Origin of the sequence: Bacillus sp. GbtcB10 (genome assembly GCF_019091365.1) — a bacterium.
Lineage (GTDB): Bacteria > Bacillota > Bacilli > Bacillales > Bacillaceae > Bacillus > Bacillus altitudinis.
Genome location: NZ_JAGXJP010000004.1, coordinates 35,023 through 55,633 on the forward strand (window position 1 = coordinate 35,023; position 20,611 = coordinate 55,633).

General features: G+C 39.8%; 26 protein-coding genes. 24 read left to right on the forward strand and 2 right to left on the reverse strand.

The window, feature by feature from the left end:
* The first annotated feature begins 35 nt into the window (after positions 1 to 35).
* The 22 genes from KVT11_RS15115 (at position 36) to KVT11_RS15220 (ending at position 17,369) form a co-directional block, all read left to right on the forward strand.
* Positions 36 to 701, forward strand: coding sequence for a phage scaffolding protein (locus KVT11_RS15115; RefSeq protein WP_217609049.1), 666 nt, complete (start codon positions 36 to 38; stop codon positions 699 to 701).
* A 12-nt stretch (positions 702 to 713) separates the two neighbouring features.
* The gene (locus tag KVT11_RS15120) at positions 714 to 1,700 is read left to right on the forward strand and encodes a coat protein (RefSeq protein WP_217609050.1); all 987 of its coding nucleotides are present in this window, start codon (positions 714 to 716) and stop codon (positions 1,698 to 1,700) included.
* Positions 1,660 to 1,962 (forward strand): fibronectin type III domain-containing protein, encoded by a 303-nt coding sequence (locus KVT11_RS15125; protein WP_080673871.1) that lies wholly within the window; start codon positions 1,660 to 1,662, stop codon positions 1,960 to 1,962. Before KVT11_RS15120 ends, KVT11_RS15125 begins: the two co-directional genes overlap by 41 nt.
* The gene (locus KVT11_RS15130; protein WP_217609051.1) at positions 1,963 to 2,154 is read left to right on the forward strand and encodes a Rho termination factor N-terminal domain-containing protein; all 192 of its coding nucleotides are present in this window, start codon (positions 1,963 to 1,965) and stop codon (positions 2,152 to 2,154) included. It abuts the gene before it with no gap.
* A 4-nt stretch (positions 2,155 to 2,158) separates the two neighbouring features.
* Positions 2,159 to 2,455, forward strand: a complete 297-nt coding sequence (locus KVT11_RS15135; protein WP_217609052.1) for a phage head-tail connector protein — start codon at positions 2,159 to 2,161, stop codon at positions 2,453 to 2,455.
* Complete coding sequence (locus KVT11_RS15140; protein ID WP_217609053.1) at positions 2,449 to 2,790, forward strand: phage head closure protein; 342 nt, start codon at positions 2,449 to 2,451, stop codon at positions 2,788 to 2,790. Before KVT11_RS15135 ends, KVT11_RS15140 begins: the two co-directional genes overlap by 7 nt.
* Positions 2,783 to 3,202, forward strand: a complete 420-nt coding sequence (locus KVT11_RS15145; RefSeq protein WP_217609054.1) for an HK97-gp10 family putative phage morphogenesis protein — start codon at positions 2,783 to 2,785, stop codon at positions 3,200 to 3,202. The genes KVT11_RS15140 and KVT11_RS15145 overlap by 8 nt, the downstream gene beginning before the upstream one ends.
* A 15-nt stretch (positions 3,203 to 3,217) precedes the next feature.
* A complete protein-coding gene (locus tag KVT11_RS15150) occupies positions 3,218 to 3,616 on the forward strand; it encodes a DUF3168 domain-containing protein (protein ID WP_217609055.1) in 399 nt (132 codons plus the stop codon).
* Between the two features lie 13 nt (positions 3,617 to 3,629).
* Complete coding sequence (locus KVT11_RS15155) at positions 3,630 to 4,151, forward strand: phage major tail protein, TP901-1 family (RefSeq protein ID WP_111289986.1); 522 nt, start codon at positions 3,630 to 3,632, stop codon at positions 4,149 to 4,151.
* Entirely contained in the window at positions 4,138 to 4,413 is a 276-nt protein-coding gene (locus KVT11_RS15160) for a fibronectin type III domain-containing protein (RefSeq protein ID WP_483297935.1), read from the forward strand. The genes KVT11_RS15155 and KVT11_RS15160 overlap by 14 nt, the downstream gene beginning before the upstream one ends.
* Before the next feature lie 68 nt (positions 4,414 to 4,481).
* Positions 4,482 to 4,988, forward strand: a complete 507-nt coding sequence (locus KVT11_RS15165; RefSeq protein ID WP_217609057.1) for a tail assembly chaperone — start codon at positions 4,482 to 4,484, stop codon at positions 4,986 to 4,988.
* A 95-nt stretch (positions 4,989 to 5,083) separates the two neighbouring features.
* Positions 5,084 to 5,317: a hypothetical protein gene (locus KVT11_RS15170; protein WP_235671421.1), complete on the forward strand. Its 234-nt coding sequence runs from the start codon at positions 5,084 to 5,086 to the stop codon at positions 5,315 to 5,317.
* A 4-nt stretch (positions 5,318 to 5,321) separates the two neighbouring features.
* On the forward strand, positions 5,322 to 9,971 hold the full coding sequence (locus KVT11_RS15175; RefSeq protein ID WP_217609058.1) for a phage tail family protein: 4,650 nt from the start codon (positions 5,322 to 5,324) through the stop codon (positions 9,969 to 9,971).
* Positions 9,968 to 10,735: a distal tail protein Dit gene (locus KVT11_RS15180; RefSeq protein WP_217609059.1), complete on the forward strand. Its 768-nt coding sequence runs from the start codon at positions 9,968 to 9,970 to the stop codon at positions 10,733 to 10,735. The genes KVT11_RS15175 and KVT11_RS15180 overlap by 4 nt, the downstream gene beginning before the upstream one ends.
* A gap of 14 nt (positions 10,736 to 10,749) precedes the next feature.
* The gene (locus KVT11_RS21075) at positions 10,750 to 14,478 is read left to right on the forward strand and encodes a phage tail protein (protein ID WP_254636502.1); all 3,729 of its coding nucleotides are present in this window, start codon (positions 10,750 to 10,752) and stop codon (positions 14,476 to 14,478) included.
* 19 nt (positions 14,479 to 14,497) lie between these two features.
* On the forward strand, positions 14,498 to 14,911 hold the full coding sequence (locus KVT11_RS15190; protein ID WP_217609060.1) for a hypothetical protein: 414 nt from the start codon (positions 14,498 to 14,500) through the stop codon (positions 14,909 to 14,911).
* Positions 14,883 to 15,020, forward strand: coding sequence for a hypothetical protein (locus KVT11_RS15195; RefSeq protein WP_217609061.1), 138 nt, complete (start codon positions 14,883 to 14,885; stop codon positions 15,018 to 15,020). The genes KVT11_RS15190 and KVT11_RS15195 overlap by 29 nt, the downstream gene beginning before the upstream one ends.
* Positions 15,013 to 15,222 (forward strand): hypothetical protein, encoded by a 210-nt coding sequence (locus KVT11_RS15200; protein WP_024720115.1) that lies wholly within the window; start codon positions 15,013 to 15,015, stop codon positions 15,220 to 15,222. The genes KVT11_RS15195 and KVT11_RS15200 overlap by 8 nt, the downstream gene beginning before the upstream one ends.
* 64 nt (positions 15,223 to 15,286) lie before the next feature.
* A complete protein-coding gene (locus KVT11_RS15205) occupies positions 15,287 to 15,565 on the forward strand; it encodes a hemolysin XhlA family protein (protein ID WP_052320757.1) in 279 nt (92 codons plus the stop codon).
* Between the two features lie 19 nt (positions 15,566 to 15,584).
* On the forward strand, positions 15,585 to 15,848 hold the full coding sequence (locus KVT11_RS15210) for a phage holin (RefSeq protein WP_217609062.1): 264 nt from the start codon (positions 15,585 to 15,587) through the stop codon (positions 15,846 to 15,848).
* 55 nt (positions 15,849 to 15,903) lie between these two features.
* Positions 15,904 to 16,716: a peptidoglycan recognition protein family protein gene (locus KVT11_RS21310; protein ID WP_217609063.1), complete on the forward strand. Its 813-nt coding sequence runs from the start codon at positions 15,904 to 15,906 to the stop codon at positions 16,714 to 16,716.
* A gap of 188 nt (positions 16,717 to 16,904) precedes the next feature.
* Positions 16,905 to 17,369, forward strand: coding sequence for a hypothetical protein (locus tag KVT11_RS15220; protein ID WP_138825251.1), 465 nt, complete (start codon positions 16,905 to 16,907; stop codon positions 17,367 to 17,369).
* A gap of 170 nt (positions 17,370 to 17,539) precedes the next feature.
* Here the strand turns inward: KVT11_RS15220 and KVT11_RS15225 are convergent, their stop codons facing one another.
* The gene (locus tag KVT11_RS15225; RefSeq protein ID WP_217609064.1) at positions 17,540 to 17,875 is read right to left on the reverse strand and encodes a YolD-like family protein; all 336 of its coding nucleotides are present in this window, start codon (positions 17,873 to 17,875) and stop codon (positions 17,540 to 17,542) included.
* 696 nt (positions 17,876 to 18,571) lie between these two features.
* Between KVT11_RS15225 and KVT11_RS15230 the strand changes: the two genes are divergently transcribed.
* Both KVT11_RS15230 and KVT11_RS15235 read left to right on the forward strand, forming a co-directional pair.
* Positions 18,572 to 19,024, forward strand: a complete 453-nt coding sequence (locus tag KVT11_RS15230; protein ID WP_008344363.1) for a MarR family winged helix-turn-helix transcriptional regulator — start codon at positions 18,572 to 18,574, stop codon at positions 19,022 to 19,024.
* A gap of 22 nt (positions 19,025 to 19,046) precedes the next feature.
* Positions 19,047 to 19,658: an FMN-binding negative transcriptional regulator gene (locus KVT11_RS15235; protein WP_116307513.1), complete on the forward strand. Its 612-nt coding sequence runs from the start codon at positions 19,047 to 19,049 to the stop codon at positions 19,656 to 19,658.
* A 35-nt stretch (positions 19,659 to 19,693) separates the two neighbouring features.
* Here KVT11_RS15235 and KVT11_RS15240 read toward each other — a convergent pair whose 3' ends face one another.
* Entirely contained in the window at positions 19,694 to 20,572 is an 879-nt protein-coding gene (locus KVT11_RS15240) for a D-alanyl-D-alanine carboxypeptidase family protein (protein ID WP_116307516.1), read from the reverse strand.
* Positions 20,573 to 20,611: the final 39 nt, after the last annotated feature.

Genomic DNA, 20,611 nt, shown 5'->3' on the forward strand with positions numbered 1-20,611 from the left:
TGGACACGCAAAAAAACATCAAAGGAGAGATAAACATGACATTAAAAGAATTACTCGGTGATGATCTGTATGCTCAAGTAGTAGAAAAAGCTGGAGATCAAAAGATTGATATTGTTAGTAACGGTCAATGGTTTCCTAAAGACCGATTCGATGCGGTCAATAACGAGAAGAAGGAATTGAAAAGCCAGCTTGATGAGCGGGATCAGCAGTTAAGCACACTGCAAAAGCAAACCAAAGGAAATGAAGAGCTTCAAAAAGAAATTGAGCAGCTGCAAGAAAAAAATAAAAAAGCGTCAGAGGAATATCAGCAAAATCTGGACAAACAAGCCTTTGAATTTGCTATTGAAAGTGCTTTACGTGATGCGAAGGCGCGGAACATTAAGTCTGTGAAAGCTAATTTAAACGTTGAAGAACTTAAATTGGCAGGCGATAAGATCATTGGTCTTGATGAGCAGTTAGCCGCTCTAAAAGAGAGTGACGGCTATTTATTTGAAACCGAAAATGAAAGCCCTCCAGGTTTAGCTGGAAGACAGCCACATGGAACAGGTAATTCTGTTGCTAATTTGCCAACAGCTAAAAATCCATTCAGTCAGGACCATTTAAACCTAACTGAGCAAGGGAACATTTTAAGAAGTGATCCCGAACAAGCTAAAAAATTAATCATCCAAGCAGGCGGAAATCCTGCAATCTATGGATTATAAAGGAGAATTTAAATGGCAGTAACTAGAGTTCAGGATGTTATCATCCCAGAAATTTTCAACCAGTACACAATGAACAATACTGTTGAACAAACAGCAGTATATCGAAGCGGAATTATTCAGCCGGTACCGAACTTAAAAGTTCCAAGCGGTGGTGATACAGTTAGCATGCCTTTCTGGAACGATCTAGAAGGAGATCCTCAAGCGATTCAATCAAACTCCGCACTGATTCCAGAAAAAATCAATGCAGGTAAAGACGTTGCTCGGGTATTTCTATTTGGACAGGCTTGGAGTGCAGAAGATTTAGCTAGTGAACTTGCTGGATCTGATCCAATGAAAGCAATTGGTGATCGTGTTAATAATTATTGGGAAAGACAAATGCAACGAATGATTTTCCTTATGTTGAATGGTGTCTTTAGTAGCAACGTCGCTAATAATGACGGTGATTTAGTATTAGATATTTCGAGCGGTGACGAGAAAAAGTATACAACTTACTTATTTGCTGGTGGTGCCGTTGGTTACGCTCCAGGAATGCCTAAAGTACCGACTGAAACTGATCGAAACTCACTTAAAGGTGAAGATATTCTGATCAATCGTAAGAAATTCATTATGCATCCTCGTGGTTTCAAGTGGACAGAAGCAGATGTCGCTGACCAAATGCCAACACTCGCTGAATTGGCAAGTGCTAGAAACTATGAACGAGTGTACGACAAAAAGAAAGTCCGAATTGTGAAGATTATTTCCAATGAAGGGCCAAACGCAGCAGCTAAATCTAAATTAAGTGGTGAAGTGATTCTTGAGGCAGCTCAATTACTTGGGGATGCTAAAGGGAAGTTCACTTCAATTGCAATGCATTCTGTAACGCATACAAATTTACAGAAACAAAACTTGATTGAGTTCATTCCTAACAACAGAGCTGATGTAGGTTTCGGAACATATCTTCAAAAATCTATTATTGTTGATGATTCACTTCCAGTGGAAGAGCCTATTCCTACGCCCTAATGCGCCCCAAAACCTACGGTTTACAAGCACAAGTAAATCTGTGACTGTCAATTGGGATGCCGTAGCTGGGGCGGATTCATACAATGTTTATCGGGGAGCAGACAAGCGTTTTGATAAGAATGTAACCAAGCCTGAATACAGCACGGACGGTCTAACGCCTGATACTAAGTTAACAATCAATGTTACTTCTGTTAATGAAAGCGGCGAATCTGCAATGTCAGAAATCGCAACTAAAACGGAAGCAGAAGGGGGCACCGAGTAAATGGGAGCAACAACCTTTTGGCTCTTGGAACAAGAATTGAAAAGGCGTGCGAAGATTGAAGAAGATGCTCAAGACGATCTTTCTTATGAAGAAATGACTGTTGAGCAACTAAAGCAGGAAGCGAAAGAGAAAGGGATCGCTGGTTATTACAACATGAAGCGTGAAACCCTGCTTGAAAAATTGAAAGGGTGATCCAATGGACATCCAAAAAGTAAAAAGAATGATAGGAATGACCACAGATAAGCACGATGATTACTTGTCTGAGGTTGTTCCTATTTTTGTGGAATATGCTTCTGACTTTTGTAAGAACAAATTTGATGCAGATGAACTGCCGGCCGGTGTGAAAATCTTTGTTGCGAAAGCTGTTGAGTTCAACATGAAGCCAGCAGGTTTGGCAAGTCGAAGCATGGGTGATGTATCGTACTCATATGACACTGATTTTCCTGAAACGATAGCAAAGCACCTGTACCCGTATAGGAGGGCTTATTGGTGAGTTATGTATTTGAAGAGTTCCCGCATGAAATCACGTTTCAAAAGCTTGAAAAAGTGCCGGACGGTGGCGGTGGCTACAATGAAAAGTATGTGGACCATCTGACAATACCTGCTCGGGTCACGAGTGTTTCATCAAGAGAATTTTACCAAGCTCAACAGCTACAATATCCAGTTGATCACAATGTCTATTTCGAGTACAGAGAGGACATTGAAAAGACCATGAGAATTAAACACAAAAATAAAATACTCACATTGAAGTCAGATCCTATTGATCAAGGCGGAGAAAATGAAATCATGTGTCTCAAATGCCAAGTTTCAGAGGTGCTAAATGGCTGAAGTAAGCGGAAAATGGGCTAAGAAAATGAATAAAGCTATTGAAAAGTTTGAGCGAAAAGTCATAGATCAAGCGAAACAAATTGTCACAGAGACAGCGGAACTGATTTACAGTCATGCTGTCATTAATTCACCAACAGCCATAATTGATGGTGGAAACCTTAAGAACTCTATTGAGGTTGAATATCGTGATGAAGGATTGAAAGCCATCATCACTGTTGGTGCAGATTACGCCATATACGTTGAGTATGGAACCGGTATTTATGCAGAGGAAGGCGGCGGCCGTCAAACACCGTGGGTCTATTATGATGAAAAGCTAGGCCGATGGGTGATGACAAGAGGTATGAGGGCACAACCATTCTTTAATCCTGCTGTAGAAGAAGGAATGCGGCACTTTGCCAGTGAAACGCAATAGAAAGGAGCTGCTGAAATGCGCTCATCATTGTGGCCGTTACAGGCTGCTATATTTGAAAGGCTATCTATGGATAAGCGGTTAAACGAACGTGTCACAGGCGTTTTTGATGCGGTTTCCAAAGATGCTAAAAAGCCTTATGTCTCAATGGGCGATGACGATGTTTCCTTATTTGAGACAAAAACGTCTGCTGGCGAGGTTGTAAACGTGGTTTTACATTGCTGGTCAGACTATTCAGGAAAAAAAGAAGCGCAACAGGTAATAGACCTAATGTTGCAAGCTTTGACAAAAAGGCCCCTAGAAATAGAGGGCTTTTCTTTATGCCGTGAAGAGTTGCGAGGGATGCAGGTCATCACAGACATAGACGGATATACAAGACACGGTATCTTGCGAATGAGATACACGATAAACAATTGAGAGGATGATATAAATGAACTTGTTGAATGGTAAGGACGAAATCTATTTTGTTCAGTCGATGGATGCAACAGACGATGAAGGTTTATTTATTGCTTTCCAGACGGAAGGCTCTCACACAAAAGAGCAGGACACGCTGGATGAAAGCACAAAGTCAGGTCGTATTGTTGGATATGGCACAAAAAGTGAATCAGTTGAATTATCTTTCTACGCTGCGGATGATGATCCGGGTCAAAAAGCCATTGAAGCGGCTTTTGACAACGAAGAAGCTATCCAAGTATGGAAAGTAAATTTAAACCTAAACAAAAACGGAAAGCATGATTCAGAATATGGTCATGCAATTATTGAAAACCTTGAAAAAAGTGCGCCGCAGGATGGTTTCATTGAGGTTTCAACAACGTTACCTGTATTGGGTAAAACGCAAAAAGGTGAGCTAAATGCGTTAGATCCTGCTTTTATTGCTCAAATTCGTTCTACTGCTGGAGCTGACAGCTTCAAGCAGTTTGGCGAACTTAATAAGAAAGTTGAGACACCCTAAGCAGCCCCAAAATCTATCGTTTACTGCCACGTCTGACAGCATTACAGTTACGTGGGAGGCTGTAGAAGGGGCGACTTCATATAACGTATACAGAGGCGCTGATAAGCGTCTTGATAAAAACGTCACTGACACAAGTTATGTTGCAACAGGTATGAGTCCTGATACGAAACTGACTATTAATGTGACAGCAGTGAATGAAGCTGGCGAGTCTCCAATGAGTGAAATCGTTACACAGACAGAACCTGCTTCCACAGGAGAATAACATTTGAAGGGCCTCTATTATCTGGAGGCTCTTTTCTATTACAAAAAACAAATCGGGGGTTTTTATAAATGGCTACTTTAACAATTGGATCAAAAGAATATACAGCAAGATGTGACTTTGCATTTGACCGTACAGCAAACGAGAAATACACGACAAAAGAAGAAGACAAAGCAGGCGGAACACTTAACATTTACATGGGTTTACTCAATGAAGATGCTTTTATGTTATCTGCTTTTTGGGATTGCGCTCTTTCTCATCTTAAAGGGAGTAAACCGTCTCCAGAGCAAATTGAAGATGCAATTATGAAAATCATTGAAGAAGATACAAAAGGTGACGCAGTGGATCGCTTGGTTAAAGAAGCTTTCCAAACACTTGAAAACGCTGGTTTTTTCAAAGGAAAGATCCGTCAGAACTGGACGCTACTCGAGAAGATGAACAAACCGAAGAAAGTTGCTCCGAACGAGACACCAGAAATGGCAGCGAAGCGGATCGAGGAAGAAGAGACCGGCAAGGAATACTTGGAAATGCTGAAACAAGCCCGCAAAGAGTTGATGGGATTGACTACCTCCAAGTAATTGAAGACGCAGCTCGTTGGATGGGTGTCTATGACAACGATCTCATCATGTCATGGACTCCAAACGAGTATAAACGAAAGTTAAAGGCAGCTAAGATGCGTGAAATTGATGAAATAGAGCGAATGACAATAAACGCAATGTTTCATCGGTATGCGAATAACGCCAAAAAAGTTAAGCCTTCACAAATGTTTGATGCACAAAAAGCTAGAGCTGATCTTGAGCGGGATGTCACTGGCAATGGCTTCAAAAATCAAGTGGATGCCAAAAAGCTGAACGACCTTAACATTGGATTAAGGAACATGCTTAGAAAACCAACAGAAGAGGGGTGAGGGTTTGATTGAAAAATTAACGGCGGTTGTCGAGGCGCAAACACGTAAATTCAAAAAGCAAATGGACAAAGTGAATGATATGATGCGGCGCATGCGTGATCATCACACTGTCGAAGTAGATGCTGAAATCGCTGACTTTCAAAGGCGTGTTAGGGAAGCTGAACAGCAAATGGACAGTTTCTTGCGCCGGCACGAACGCAACCGGGTTGACCTAGACGCAGATGCAGATCCTTTAACAAGGGCGGTTCGTATGGCCCGTCAAAAATTGCGTGAGATTCCTCAACGGATCAATACTTATTTTACGGGTGATAACAATCCGTTAACCAGTTCAATAGCTCGTGCTAAAGCAGGGCTAAGGTCAATCGCTCAACGAGTGACAACCGTCATAGCCGGAAATCCTACTCCTTTAGGACGTGCTGTTATCGTAGCTCGTACGGCATTATCTACTATTTCTCAAAGGGTAACTTCAATCATTGCAGGTAATGCCAGCCCGCTTGTTTCAACAGTTGCCGTTGCTCGTACCGCTCTTTCTTCCATTACTTCCAGAGTAACAACAGTGCTATCAGTAAATGAGGGGCCACTTCTTTTGGGAGTTAGTGCAGGAATTGCAGCTTTAGCAAGTATACCGAATAGAGTTACAACGATTATAAATGGAAGTGCAGCAGCTTTGATAAGGTCTGTGGCAATTGCAAGAACAGCGTTGGCAACATTACCTAAAAAGATATGGATAAACATTGAGGGCCGGCTCGATAACTTCGAAAACGCTATGAACCGATTAGCGAAAATCACAAATTCAATTTCAACTGTATTTGGGAATGCTATACGTGGTGGATTATTGGCTTTATTACCTGCCATCGCTCCTGCTTTAGCTGGTGCTGTCGGTGTTCTTGGTTCGCTTGGTCCTATGATCGGTTCTGCTACTGGTGGATTAATGGGTCTTGTCAGTGCCTTTTCTACTGCTGGAACAGGTGCCGTTGCATTTGGTGCTTTAGCTGTTACATCCATTGGAAATGTGATTAAAACCGGCCAAGACCTAGACAAACTCCAAGCCAAGCTAGATGATGCTACTAATGCAAAAGAACGGGCTAAAATCATGGAGCAGATAAACGTCTTGCAACAGTCGCTTGGAAAAGAAGAAAAGAAAGCCCTTGCCACTTTAGAAGATTTCAAAGATAACTGGCAAGAGATCGCAAGCATAACCCAGAAGCCTATCCTTAAATCATTCACCAACTCTCTTACAACGTTTAAAACGGTTCTGAATAGTCTTAGACCTATGTTTGTGAGTGTAGCAAATGGAGCGGTTACATTATCAAAGAACATGGATAATGCTTTTAAAGCTCCTGATCTTCAAAATTTTATTAAATGGATGAACAACAACGCTGGTCAAGCATTTGTGACGTTTGGAAATATCGCTGGTAATGTCATGAGAACAGTGATGAACCTTATTGTGGCTTTTGGTCCTCTTGGGAATGACATGGCAGCAAGCATGGAAAAAGCAACTGCTTCATGGGCTAAATGGGCAGCGGGTTTAAGCTCATCACAACGATTCCAAGATTTTGTAGCCTATACAAGAGAAAACGGCCCAAAAATTTTAAAAGTTATCACTAATTTTTCAGGTGCGTTACGCCGTTTATTTGCTGCTTTTGGTCCAATGTCAGCAGACATGCTTACTTCATTAGTAGATATGACAGCAAGATTCAGAGAATGGGCGGGAAGCGTTCAACATACAGAAGGTTTTAAGAATTTTATTGCCTACATTGAAAAAACAGGTCCGACAGTGTGGAGCACACTTGGGCAAATTTCCCGAACTATTATAAATCTGCTTATTGGAATGGCACCACTTGGAAAGACGATCTTAGAAAACGTAAACAGTTTTTTGAAGTTTTCAAATTCTGCAATGGAAGCAAATCCAATTATCGGCCAATTGATCGCCGGATTGCTTTCAACTATTGGTGTAGTACGAGCTTTGACACCGATGATCGTTTCTTTCTCCACACTATTTTTGAAGTGGCAAGACATAGTAGCAATAGCAACAAAAGTAGGTTCAGCTATTAAGTTGATCGGAACAATTTTCGGGGTTGTTTCAAAGGTATTTATGGCAAACCCCATATTGTTAGCAATTGCGGCCATTGGAACAGCAGTATTTCTTGTCATTAAATACTGGGAGCCTATTTCTAAATTTTTTATAGACTTATGGAACAAGGTTACTAGCTTTACGCAAAATGCATGGAATGGCATAGTAAACTTCTTGAAAGACTTATGGGGGGGAATCAAGAAAGTTGCTTCTAGTGTTTGGGGTGGCATCAAAGGCTTTATAACCGGTGTTTGGAACGGAATAAAGAAGGCGGCCACAACAATATGGAACGGGATTAAAGCGTACTTTACAACAGTATTTAAGATATATAAAACCATTTTCACAACAGTTTGGAACACAATCAAAAAAGTTGTTACAGCTGTTTGGAATGGCTTAAAAAATACTGCTTCTACAGTTTGGAACGGAATCAAATCCTTCTTCTCGACTGTTTTAGGCGGCATTAAAAATTTCTTTGTGAACAATTGGAACAAAATCAAGAGCACGACAACGACCGTTTTCAACACAGTTAAAACCTTCATTGGAAATGTGTGGAATAAAATCAAAACGACAGTCGGAAATGTTGTCGGCGGGATATGGAAGGCTGTTTCAGGCAAGTTCAACGATATAAAAAATTCTGTTGGTAACAAAATGAATGATGTCAAAAGCAAGCTCAAGAGTATTTGGGATAAGGTCATGGCTTTCTTTAAAGGAATTGACCTATTCAAAATAGGGAAAGACATTATTCGAGGTTTGATAAGAGGTATAGGCGGCATTGCTGGTGATCTATATAAAAAAGCAACTGATATTGTAGATAACGTCAAAAACACTTTCAAAAGACTATTCAACATCCATTCCCCTTCACGCTGGATGCGGGATGAGATTGGATATAACTTGGGTGCTGGTATGGCCGTTGGTTTGGATAAATCAACAAATACAGTTGTTTCTTCTGCCAAAAAGACAACACAGGCGGCGCAAAAAGCGGCGCAAGCTGAAACGAAAAAAGCTCAAAAGCAAGCGGAGGCATTGAAGAAGAAACAAGCAGCTGCGGCACGTAAAGCGAATGCCAGAAGAAAAACCGGTGTTGATAACAAGATTAGAGCTGTAGAAACCAAGTTCGATACTGGAAAAATAAGTTCCAAAACATATATCAAACAATTAAATGCAATCAAGAAGCAAAACAAGCTAACATCCACGCAAAATGCGAAGATACAGCGTGAAATATACAATGCACAGAAGAAATCGCAATCACAGCAAAAGAAAAAAGCTCTTGAGGCGCAGCGTAAAAAGGCAAAAGCGCAGCTTGCGTATCAAAAGAAAGTGTCTCAAAAGATTGCTAATGCAGAAGTTAAATATGACACCAAAAAAATAAGCGGTCAGACATACATTAAGCAGCTTGAGAAGATTAAAAAGAAGGAAAAACTGACAGCTGACCAGCGTAATAAAATTCAACGGGAAATCTATACAACGCAGAATAATCTAACTAGAGAAGCGCTGAAGAAGAAAGAAAATGAGAAAAAAGCAGCTGAAAAGCTGAATAAAGGTATTCTTTCAGCAAACAATTCTTATCTATCAAAGTTCAAAAGCATTAACGACAAGCTAACCAGCGACATCAAGAAGGCCAATGAAGAGTATAAGAACGCTCTTAAAGATCGAACAGATTCCATTTACAACGCTATGGGATTGTTTGATAGTGTCACTACAGAGAAAGTAAGTGGGTCAAAGCTTCTGGATAACCTTCAAGCGCAAATTGATAAAATGAAAGGTTTCCAGTCTGACCTATCAAAACTAACAGGCAGCGCACCAAAAGAATTTGTCGATGAATTAAGGCAAATGGGTGTTGGATCAGCTGATCAAATAAAAGCTATTGCTTCCATGTCTGCTCCAGAGCTAGATAAGTATATCTCACTATGGAAACAAAAACACAGCATGGCAAGCGAACAAGCGACCAAAGAGCTTGCGGATCTTAAAAATGCAACAACTAAAAAGATCACTGAATTGAGAAATGCGGCTAACTCAGAACTGAACAAATTGAAAAATGATTACATGAATAAAATCGCTGAATTGACTGTCAATGTTAAGCAGCTGGGATCGCTTAAAAAAAGTGGGAAAGCTATTGGATCTAACACGATGGCCGGCATTATATCCGGCATGAAAGGGATGAAAGGCGAACTTGCGAAGGAAGCCAATAGCATCGCATCTACAATCGAAAAAACAATCAAGAAGAAGCTGAAAATCCATTCTCCTTCACGTCTAATGCGTGATCAAGTGGGTGTCATGGTGCCAGCTGGTATTGCTGTGGGGATTCAGCAAGGTGTAGGTACTGTGAGTAAAGCAATGAATGCCGTAACAGAAGCAATGTATATCAAACAGGAAGATTTAAACATCGCTTACGATGCTTCTATTACAAACAGTAAAATAGGAGCGGTTAAACACGAGTTGAGCGCAGAGCTTCAAAATATTGAACTGCCTGAGCAAGTTATTGTTATTGAAATGGACAGCAAAAAGGTTGGTCAAGGTGTTGCAAAACCTGTAGAACATGAACAGAAGAGAGCAAACGCAAGGAGGACGAGGATCACATGATCAAATATCAAGAACTTGTCCCCAATGAATGGAAGATCACTTTTAACGGTATCGACATATCACAATATTTCTACCTTAAAGAGACACCGAGCGGCAGGGGTGTTGTAGGTCGAGAAGTGAATATTGAAACAAAAGGGAACCGCCGAGGCGGTTTTCTTCGTCGTACACGGGTTCCAACAAGAGTTATTACCTTAGAGGTTCTATTTGCATTTAGTAGTGAAAGTGAATTAAAGAAAAAACAAGAGGAATTGAACTTTATTCTGCATACAGATGAAGAAAAGCCGCTTGTATTTTTCGATGAGCCAGACAGGGTATACAATGCTATATTCGAGAATTCAACAGAGGGGGAGACAAAGGGAGGTTTACAACGTGCTACACTAACTTTTCTTTGTACTGATCCAATTAAATACGGAACAACGGCAGCTTATGAATTCGAGAGCGGCCTGAGGACTTTTACGAATCCAAGTTTAGCAACCATAGAACCAAAGATTGAATGTGTATTTACGGCAGCAGCCACTTCATATGAGGTGTCTCTTCTAAACTCAGATAATAGTGTGAAGAAAACTATTAAAATTGTTTATAATTTCATCGTTGGTGACACGCTTGTGATTGACATTGCTAAACGAAAAATAATGAACAATGGAAAAGCAATTATGAATGGACTACAAATTCAATCAGAATTTTTCGGGTTTCCTGCTAAAAAGCCAGTCAAGCTAAGATTCAGTCATAAAAGTAGTATCAAATTCAATGAAGCCTATCTATAGAAAGGGGGTCCGTCATGGCTGAAATATTCATTTTATCGCCAGAAGATGAACTTTTGGCTGTTCTGTCCAGTGACGGGCAGGACTCCTGCAATTTTTGGGATGCAAAATACAAAGAAGAACTCAACTTGGGTTCTTCTTTTTCTTTTATTGCGGATGCTTCCCATCCTGACGCACGTTATCTATTTGAAGAAAATCAAGTGGTGTTCCGAGATAAGGACGGCGAATTACGGGCATTTGTCATAAAAGAGCTTGATGATACGGATGATGGTGCCGAGATCAATACCCTTGTTACTTGCGAAGCAGCAATGATGGAACTAGCGGAAACAATCATAAAAGAGCGAAGGCCGAAAGACAGGACCGCTCAAGAGGTTCTTGATCAAGTGTTTGAAAGAACCAGATGGACCGCAGAAGTGACCGCCGAGTTGGGCTTGAATTCGACTTCATTCTATAAAATGACTGCTCTTGAATGTTTAAGCGATGTCTTGAACAAATGGGGCGGAGAGTTTAAAGATGTAGTGGAGTTTGACGGAAATACCATCACTAAACGCACAATCAAGGTATTATCACGAAGAGGAAAAGACAGCGGTAAGCGGTTTGAAATTGATAAGGACACAGAGAGTATCAGACGTACTGTGATCAGCTATCCGAAGACTGCTTTGTATGGTTATGGTGCTTCATTACAAACAACTGACGAAGACGGAGAGGAGACAGGTGGTTATTCTCGTTTCATCGACTTCTCAGATGTTGAGTGGAAAAAATCAAATGGTGATCCAGTAGACAAACCAAAGGGGCAAGAGTGGGTAGGCGATCCTGCTCTATTACAAAAATACGGCCGCTTGAAAAATGGGGAATTGATTCATAGAGAAGATATTTTCAGTGATGAGGATATTGAAGATCCTGAAGAGTTATTGAAAGCAACATACAATCATCTAATCACGGTGGCTTCAATAACTGAGGTCAATTATGAGCTATCAGTGAAGCTGCTTGAAGGTGTTGAGGGGTATGAGCACGAGCATGTCGATCTTGGAGATACAACCATTGCTATTGACCGTAATTTCGCAATTCCGATCGAAACTTCACAGCGAATTATAGTAATGGAATATGACATCACCGATCCTGAAAATACGTGTGTCGTTGAGATCGGGCAGTTCTTGTCAGCCTTACAGGGCGATGATCGAGTAAAGCAGCTGCAAAAGATAATTGATAGTAACAGGGGCACATGGGAGCGGAAGCCGGAAGCGGGTAACGTGACTGATGGCAGTTTTCCGAATACAAAGCCACCACGTCCAGCAAATATTAAAGTAGAAGGTCTTTACAAGACGATTTCACTTACATGGGATTATGACCCTAGATCCTTTATAGCTGCGTATGAAGTGTACGCATCACAAAACAAGGGGTTTACACCTACAGCCGCACAGCTTATTTTCCGAGGCAAAACAGGCGGGTGGCATCATCAAGACGGCGTGGAAGCTGATCAGGTATGGTATTACCGCTTGAGAACCATAAATACACATGGAACGGCCAGCGATTGGTCAGAAGAATATGAAGCTAAGACAGTGAGAATCCTCACCGATGATATTATGTTTGGTGCTGTCACAGCTGATAAACTAGCTTCATTGTCAGTAACGGCTGAAAAACTGTACACGGACATTGCAAATTCAAATATATTACCAGGTTCTCTTCTACGATCAAGTGATTTGACAGCAATAAATAATGGTTTTCTTTTCTTCAAGGAAAACGAAAGGTCTAATGTCGTTTCTGTGATGAGAAATTCGACTTACAATGCTATTGGAATTACAACAAACAAAAGAAAAACGCTGAGATTAGAAAACGGAAAACAATATATTTTGTCTTTCGAAGCCAAAAGAGGTTTAATGGATAACTTCAATTATGTTTATGTAAGAAGAATTACCAATTCTAATAGTACGGAAAGTATTTTGATTCCATCACCATACACGGACATGACCAATTATCCAGAAGAAGAATTTGTAAGATATGATTTTCCATTTGAATTTACGGGGAATACCAATTCGGACTATTACATCTTAATAGCTGGACTCGGTGGAAAGGTGCCCGCACTAACAGTAAATGGGGTTCAACGTGGCGGGGGAGTAAGAGACATAAAATTCCTGAAAAACATGCAGTTTTCCGGCTTGTATAATCCGGGGGAAATTCAAGTTATCTTCGGTGAAAATGCTTCTTTTACCACGCCAGACGGTACTGTTTACAAATTCCCAAAGGGAAGCACAGAAATTAGCACAAATTTAGAAGGTACTGGCGCAAATTCTACTGAATCCAATGCCTTTTTAATGTTTACTGGATCAGATAATTCAAGATTTACAAGCGGTGTCACTGTACAAACATATGATTTTAGAGTAGTGCGATATAACGGCTCACAATGGCAATACAACAATAATTCATCTTGGGTCAATTTTACGCCAAACTCACAAGATACCATTATAGGCAGTGTTGCGAGATCAGCAACAACTGTGGAAGGTATTGAAACTTTAGATGTGACATCTGTTTCGTTCGATATACGCAATGTTCAGTTAAGATCAGGTAGTGAAATAAAAGGATGGTCACCAAGCCCCTATGATGTCATGTTAACTGAAAAGTCTGTTACAGCACTTCACGTGAACGATGCTGCTATTGGAACGGCAGCCATTCAAAATGCCGCAATCCAAAAAGCACATTTAGGAACAGCGATAATTGACACGGCGCACATCACAGATGGAGCCATCACAAATGCCAAAATAGCCAATCTATCTGCTGATAAAATCACAGCTGGCACGATTAAAGGTATCACGATAGAAGGTTCGCTTATAAAAGGTGCAAGGATTGAACCTATCTCTCAAAATTCAAGGTATAAATCTTATATGACTGCTGATGAGATATATCAAGAATATACAAAAGGCACCACAAATGTATTAACTATAAAAGACGGAGTTTTTAAACAATCATTTAAAGATGACAATAAAGAAGTGGTTGGAGGAACAACAATTGATAAAGGCTTTATAACCCTTGAAGGCGGTTCAGGATTATCAGTGTTAGGTAAAGAGACTTATAGATTCTACCTGTTTTCAGATTTCATAGATGGTTCAGGTTTTAAAATGACGGAATACAACGGATCGACTGAGAGAGACCTTTTCTCTATGACAGCGGATACCCTTGACCTTACTATCACATCAAATGAAGAAACTATTATCAATTCTGTAGGAACAAATTATTATATTAAAGGTAACGGACAATATTATGAAAGTACATGGAGTGTCAGCAAAGATGGGAACTTTGCAGTCGATGTAGATAACGGGTATTTCTGTGTATTCGCAAAAAAAGGATTTATTATAAGTACATTAAATGGTTCGGTAAACTTGAACGCCCATACCATCGATATGTATAGCGGAAACCAAACTAGAACCCTTTTGAGAGCTGCTGGTGTTTGGCATGAACGGTACATGAACTCACTTCAAACAAACTGCCAAATTATTTTTGATAATGTTACTGTCAGAATGTCCGGCAATTCTGGAAGCTATGATTACACATTTGGAGGGTTTCGGAATATAGAAAATGTCTTTAATGTTTTTCTGCAGGTGGAAGGATCGAACTCAAGTGCTGTCATAGCAGCATTTGAAAATAAAACAACTTCAGGTTTCAGGATCTATATAAGAAATGCTGCTGGAATAGCTAGTGCCAACGACCGCAATTACACAGTTAACATAATGATGATTACAGAAGCAATATAGAAGTGAAGGGGGATTCACTTTGATTGAAATTAGAGGAGATAAGAGATTCAATCCATTTTTCCGCTCTTTAAAAGCTAAAGAGACAGATCAAGGAATTGAATTGAGCGCTTGTACTATTCATCACAGGTATGAAGGGGAATTAGTTACAGGTGAGCTTCCAGCAGCCTTGATAAAGCTAGATGTGGATGAAGAAAACAGATATTCAGTGCTGTATGACCTTTATATAACGATGGATGAGGAAAAAAATCACGCTTATCATTTAGACAAATGTTACATGTCACCTAATCAAATGCCGTGTTATACCGGGTCCGACTATCTCGTTTTAACTCTATTAAGTATCAGAGTAGGTGTGGAAGGTGAAAGAGATGGGTATATAAATGCGTTTGTAGAAAGGGTGATTGAAGATGAAGGAACTGATACCCAACGTAATTAGAGGTGACGCTCCTACAAAATCACTGGAAGAAAGATTGAAAGAAGCAGAAAAAACACTTCAAGAGATTAAAGAAGAAATTAAAATGCAGGAGGATATGACAAATGAGTAATGAGATGACAAAGGAACAGTTGCAAACAGAACTGAAAGCGACACAGTTAAAAGTGATCAGTCTAAGCGAGCTACTTAATGAAGCAAACAATAAATTTGCAGAGGTTAGGGCCACATATACGATGTTGTCTGAGGAACATAAGAAGCTTAAAGAAGCTTTATTAAATCAACAAGGGAATGACACAAACGCAAACGCTGAATAAGCGTTTTTATTTTGCCTTCTTTAAGGAGGTGAGGAACTTGAAATAGGACTAGGGGGGCTAACTCATGTCAGGGATGACGGAGGTTAATGATGTGAATATCATACAAAAAGATATATCGGAATTAAAAAACAGTCATACAACTTTGGAGCAGAGAGTCAACATTCTCGAAAGAGGTCAAGACAAGCATGATCAGCAAATTATCAGCTTGAATAATCAACTTAACAAAATCGAAGAAAACACAACATGGATCAAACGAACAATAACAGGTGCGATTATAACCGCTGTTTGCACTGGTGTAATTGGCGGTGTGATTGCCCTTGCGTTTACATTCTTACAAAAATAAATGAAATGGGGAAATGAATATGAAAAACATCGACAAAGGCACTGTGATACGCACGGTGCTTCTTTTAGTTGCATTGATCAATCAGTTTTTAGTTATGTTCGGTAAAACGCCTTTACCATTGGATGAAGAGTCAGTAAACAATCTAGCGAACGTTTTATATGTTGCTGGCTCCACAATCTTTACAACGATTATGACGCTCATCACATGGTTTAAAAACAACTATGTGACATCAAAAGGTAAGCAACAAAAGGAAGTCTTGAAGCAAAAAGGATTAACAAAATAGAAGCCGCCTTCGGGTGGCTTATTTTAATTCCATTAAATGAATGGGGAGAAAGTAAATGAATTTTAGACAATTAAGCAAGCTTGTTGATCTTCGAGGAAAAACCAAGAGTAAGGGGAGTTATGCAAATGTTGGTGTCAATGCTAAGACCGACATCGCAGTACATCATAGCTTAACAACATCGGGGAACAGTGCAGCATTTGCAAACTATCATGTAGGTACTAATGGTTGGCCGGGAGTTGCTTATCATTTTGTAATTCTGAAGGACGGAACGATTGAGTGGAATCATAATTTAGGTATCAAATCATATCATGTAGGTGACTCTAACCGCTTTGCAATTGGTGTTTGCCTGGTGGGTGATTTTAGGAGCGAAAAACCAACAGCAGCACAGGAAACGAGTTTTCGAGCTTTAGTAACGGCATTGAAGAAAGATATGCCAAACTACAAAAGAACAAGAGGGCACAATGAGTTTCCGGGCTATTCTTGGAAAGCGTGTCCTGTTTTTGATTATAAAGCGGTTTTAGCTGGTACAGTAAAACAAACAACAAAAGCTAAACCTGTAAAATCAGCCCCATCAAAAAGCACGAGCAAGCCTAAAACAAGCACTTCTAAAAAGACATACAACCTACCTTCTGGCGTTTTAAAAGTAACAAAGCCTCTTACAAAGGGGGCGGGAGTAAAAGCCGTACAGGAAGCCCTAGCGGCGGTTTACTATTACCCAGATAAAGGAGCGATCAACAATGGAATCGATGGGTACTACGGACCCAAGACTGCGAATGCAGTGTCTCGTTTTCAAATGATGCATGGCCTAACGGCCGACGGCATTTACGGACCGAAGACAAAAGCCGCTCTCGAAAAACTATTAAAATAAAAATCTATAGACATATGACTATAGGAAAAGAAATTAGCCCCTGTCCTTAATGGATGGGGGCTTTTTTGTTTGTCGTAAATTACATACTTTATTACTAATCCACCTTCGCTATTCGGTTATTTGTAACTATGGAAATTACTGTATATTTTAAGTTATGCTTGATGGGATTAAAAAGGGGAGGGTTTGATTTGAATAAAAAATGGATAACAAGAATTTCATTATCCATTGTAGCTGCATTGGGTATCTCCTGTACGCTTGGAGAGTTTGCAGATGCAAAAGCTATTCAGCCGCAATATGAACAAAAAACACCGTCTGAATCATTTACAAAAAACGATCCTGAATTATATAAAGGTGCGTTAGATCTTGGCCTAACTGACAATGACATCTTTAAAATCGACAGTCTTTTCGACAAAGAAGATAAAGCCACAGTACATAATCCTATACTTGTTGTGATCGGCATAATTACTGGGATGACCGCAATTGTGGGGAGTGGATATGCTGCTGGTCGCTATATCGCCAATCAACTTTACAAGCGCAAGCAGTTAACGAAATCAACTTACAAAAAACACAGATGGGGTTTCAGAGCTGCATTAGTACCGGTAATAGGTATTGCTGCGACATTTGGCTTTGATGACTACTATATGGATATTTAACATGTTTGAGTATATTTTGATTTTACTTATAGTTGCAACTTTGTTATTTACAGTCGTTGAGGTTTCAAAACTAAAGAAAGAAAATAAAATCCTCAAAAATGAAATTGAGGATTTAAAGAAAAACATTAACAAATGAATTTATTGGCCGCCTAGAAGGGCGGCCTTTTTATTTAAAGTGTTTTTACATTAAGTATATCTGCAAATTTTATTAAATTTGTATCAGAACGGCTATCTTTTACATGAAACAGTTTCTTTATGTGGTCCACGTATACAACCCGCCCCGAAATTTCTCTGACAAACCCATTATCGAATAACTCAAAATTGAGGGGCATGTCCTCACTCATTGCAGTCGCTATTGTATACTCAAATTCTTCAATTTGTTCAGGGCTTAAAACTGGCCGCTCAATCTTATGTTTTGCAAGATGCAGCTGTCTTAAAGCCTCATTATGTTCTGGCAAGATGAATTTCATCTTCCAACGGTTTTGATCTTTTTCTGTATTCCACATTTCATACACCTCATTAGAGATTATAACCGAATATTTGTTCGGTGTCTAAGTGTGGTGTATAATAAAAGTATACGGTTTAACCTGCGGAAACAGGTGTTATAAAAATTCGTATATTTCAATGATTAACTTCTTCTTATATTACTCACATCTGGCCGTCCTTATGGATGGCTTTTTTGGTCACAAGTTTGGTCACAATTAGTGAAATTGAATGTGAATATCAACAAAAAGATGAAATAACATTTCAATTAAATTAAAGAAATAAATGGCGAAATGAATAGGAACGAATGTTCTTGTTTGATTACGGTACATGGGTGGAATGATGTAAACACCCCCGAAAACCCCTTGAAATATAGGGGTTTTTGTTTTGTTTATTTTTTGGTTAAGAGCGTTAAATGAATTGAAACTTTCACCGCTTTACATCCGTTAACTAAAGAGACAGTGATTTTTTTGGTTTTATCTAACATAAAGAGATGATTTTCAAAAGAAAAGCGGTGATCATATGGGCTTTACGACTTGGGTGGCGATTATTGTTGCACTGGCTGTCGTGTTTGGATTGTTTGGATCGAAGAGGCGTGATAAATAAGAGGTTGAACCCACTTCCAGAGAGGAAGTGGGCTTTTTATTGCATATACAATATTCATGAGCTATACTAATTTTTAAAATTTATGTAAATACAATAAAAAAGAGGCGTGATAAATGAGAGAAATTTTGCGGGAGATTGGCGTGATTGCTCGGGCGCTTGATTCCATTAGTAATATTGAATTTAAAGAGTATGATTTAACGAAGGGGCAGTATTTGTATCTTGTGCGTATTTGTGAGGAGCCTGGCATCATTCAGGAAAAACTAGCGGAGATGATCAAGGTAGACCGAACAACGGCGGCCCGGGCTATTCAAAAATTAGAGCTGCATGGTTTTATTGAGAAAAAAGATGACACAGTGAATAGGAAAATCAAGAAGCTGTTTCCAACTGAGAAAGGAAAAGCCGTCTATCCAATGATCAAACGAGAACATGATCATTCAAATCGGGTAGCGCTGGATGGATTTTCTGAAGAGGAAGCGGAACAGATTTATGAGTATCTTCTAAGGGTGCGAAAGAATATCGAAAAAGATTGGGAAGATGTGAAAAAAGGCAAAAAGAGAAGCTACTAATTAAATAAGGGGGGAAGGGACCATGCATATACCATCATTTTTTCAAGTGAAAGATATGGAGAAAATCAAATCATTGATTCAATCACATTCATTTGCTACAGTTGTGACGACAACGAATGAAAAGCCCATTGCGACACATATTCCAGTGAGTTTTCATCAAATTGGCGATTCGTATGTGATCTCAGGGCATATGGCAATTGGAAATCCTCAGTGGAAAACGTTTGAAGAAAATGAGAAGGTGCTCGTCATTTTTCAAGGGCCGCATGCCTACATATCCTCTTCATGGTATGAGAAAGAAGCCGTACCGACGTGGAATTATCAAGCTGTACATGTATATGGAAAGGCTGCACTGCTCGAAAAATCAGAACTGGTCAAGGAATTAACAGCGATGCTGGAGACATATGAAAGTCATAGAGATCAGCCAGTGTTATGGGATACGTTATCTGAGGAACTGTTAGAGAAACAAATGAAAGGGATTGTGGGCTTCAAAATCATCATTAATGAAGTTCAAGCTGCTTTTAAGTTAAGCCAAAATCGCCATGAAAGAGATTATGCTCGCATTATTGAACAGCTGGAAGCAGAGGGTGAAGTGGAAATGGTGGCTGCGATGAAAAAGAGAGAAGAGAATATATGAAAAGAGCACTCTGAAGAAAAAGAGTGCTTTTGTTGTTATCCTTTTATGTTCAAATATTCTTCAAGGGTTTTGCCGCTCTTTTTCACTTTTTTCGCATTTTTTGATCCGAGGTATCTGAGATGCCATGGTTCATATTGATAGCCTGTCACTTTTTCTTTACCTTTCGGATAGCGGATGATAAAGCCAAATTCATGGGCGTGTTTGGACAGCCATTTCGCTTCTTTCGTATTGGCAAAAGAATCTTCAGCCCAATGTTTTGAATTGGCACCGCCGATATCAAAAGCAAGGCCGGTTTGATGTTCGGAATAGCCTGGTCTTGCGCTAAATCGATCTGCTTGTTTTTTGCCATGAGAGGTGACGTAATTGTTGTACAAGACACGCTGGCGGTCGTATGAACGGAAGGTGCTAAAAGCGGTGAGTCGGATGTTTGCTTTTTTGGCCTTCGCGATCATAGCGTTTACTGCTTTTCTCGCTTGTTTGTTTTCTCCGGGATTGTATGAAGACGGGAGTCTATGTTTCTTATTCACAACCAATATCCCTTTTACATACGTACCTGGCGTTTTAGTGGAAGGAGCAGCATATGAAGCTGGTGAGCTTTTGCCTGCTTTTTTGATATATTGAGAGCTGACGTAACCCGTTTTTCCTTTATACTTTGTTTGAATCCATGAACCATTCTTTTTAAGATAAGGAATCCTTTTCCCTTTTGGAATGGTCAATATCACTGAATATTTTGTTCCAGGTCCCTTGCGAAGATGAACATTCGCTGTTGTCACGTATTTCGGTGTAGCTGCTTTTGCGACTGGTGTCGCATAAGTCATGTGTAAAAAGGGCAGCTGGACAGGAAAGATTCCAAGCCCAAGTACGAGAACCACACTGACAATAATTCCTTTGATCCACGGGTGTTTCATCTTCATTTCTCTCATCCCTTTCAATCTACTAACATACATATATTG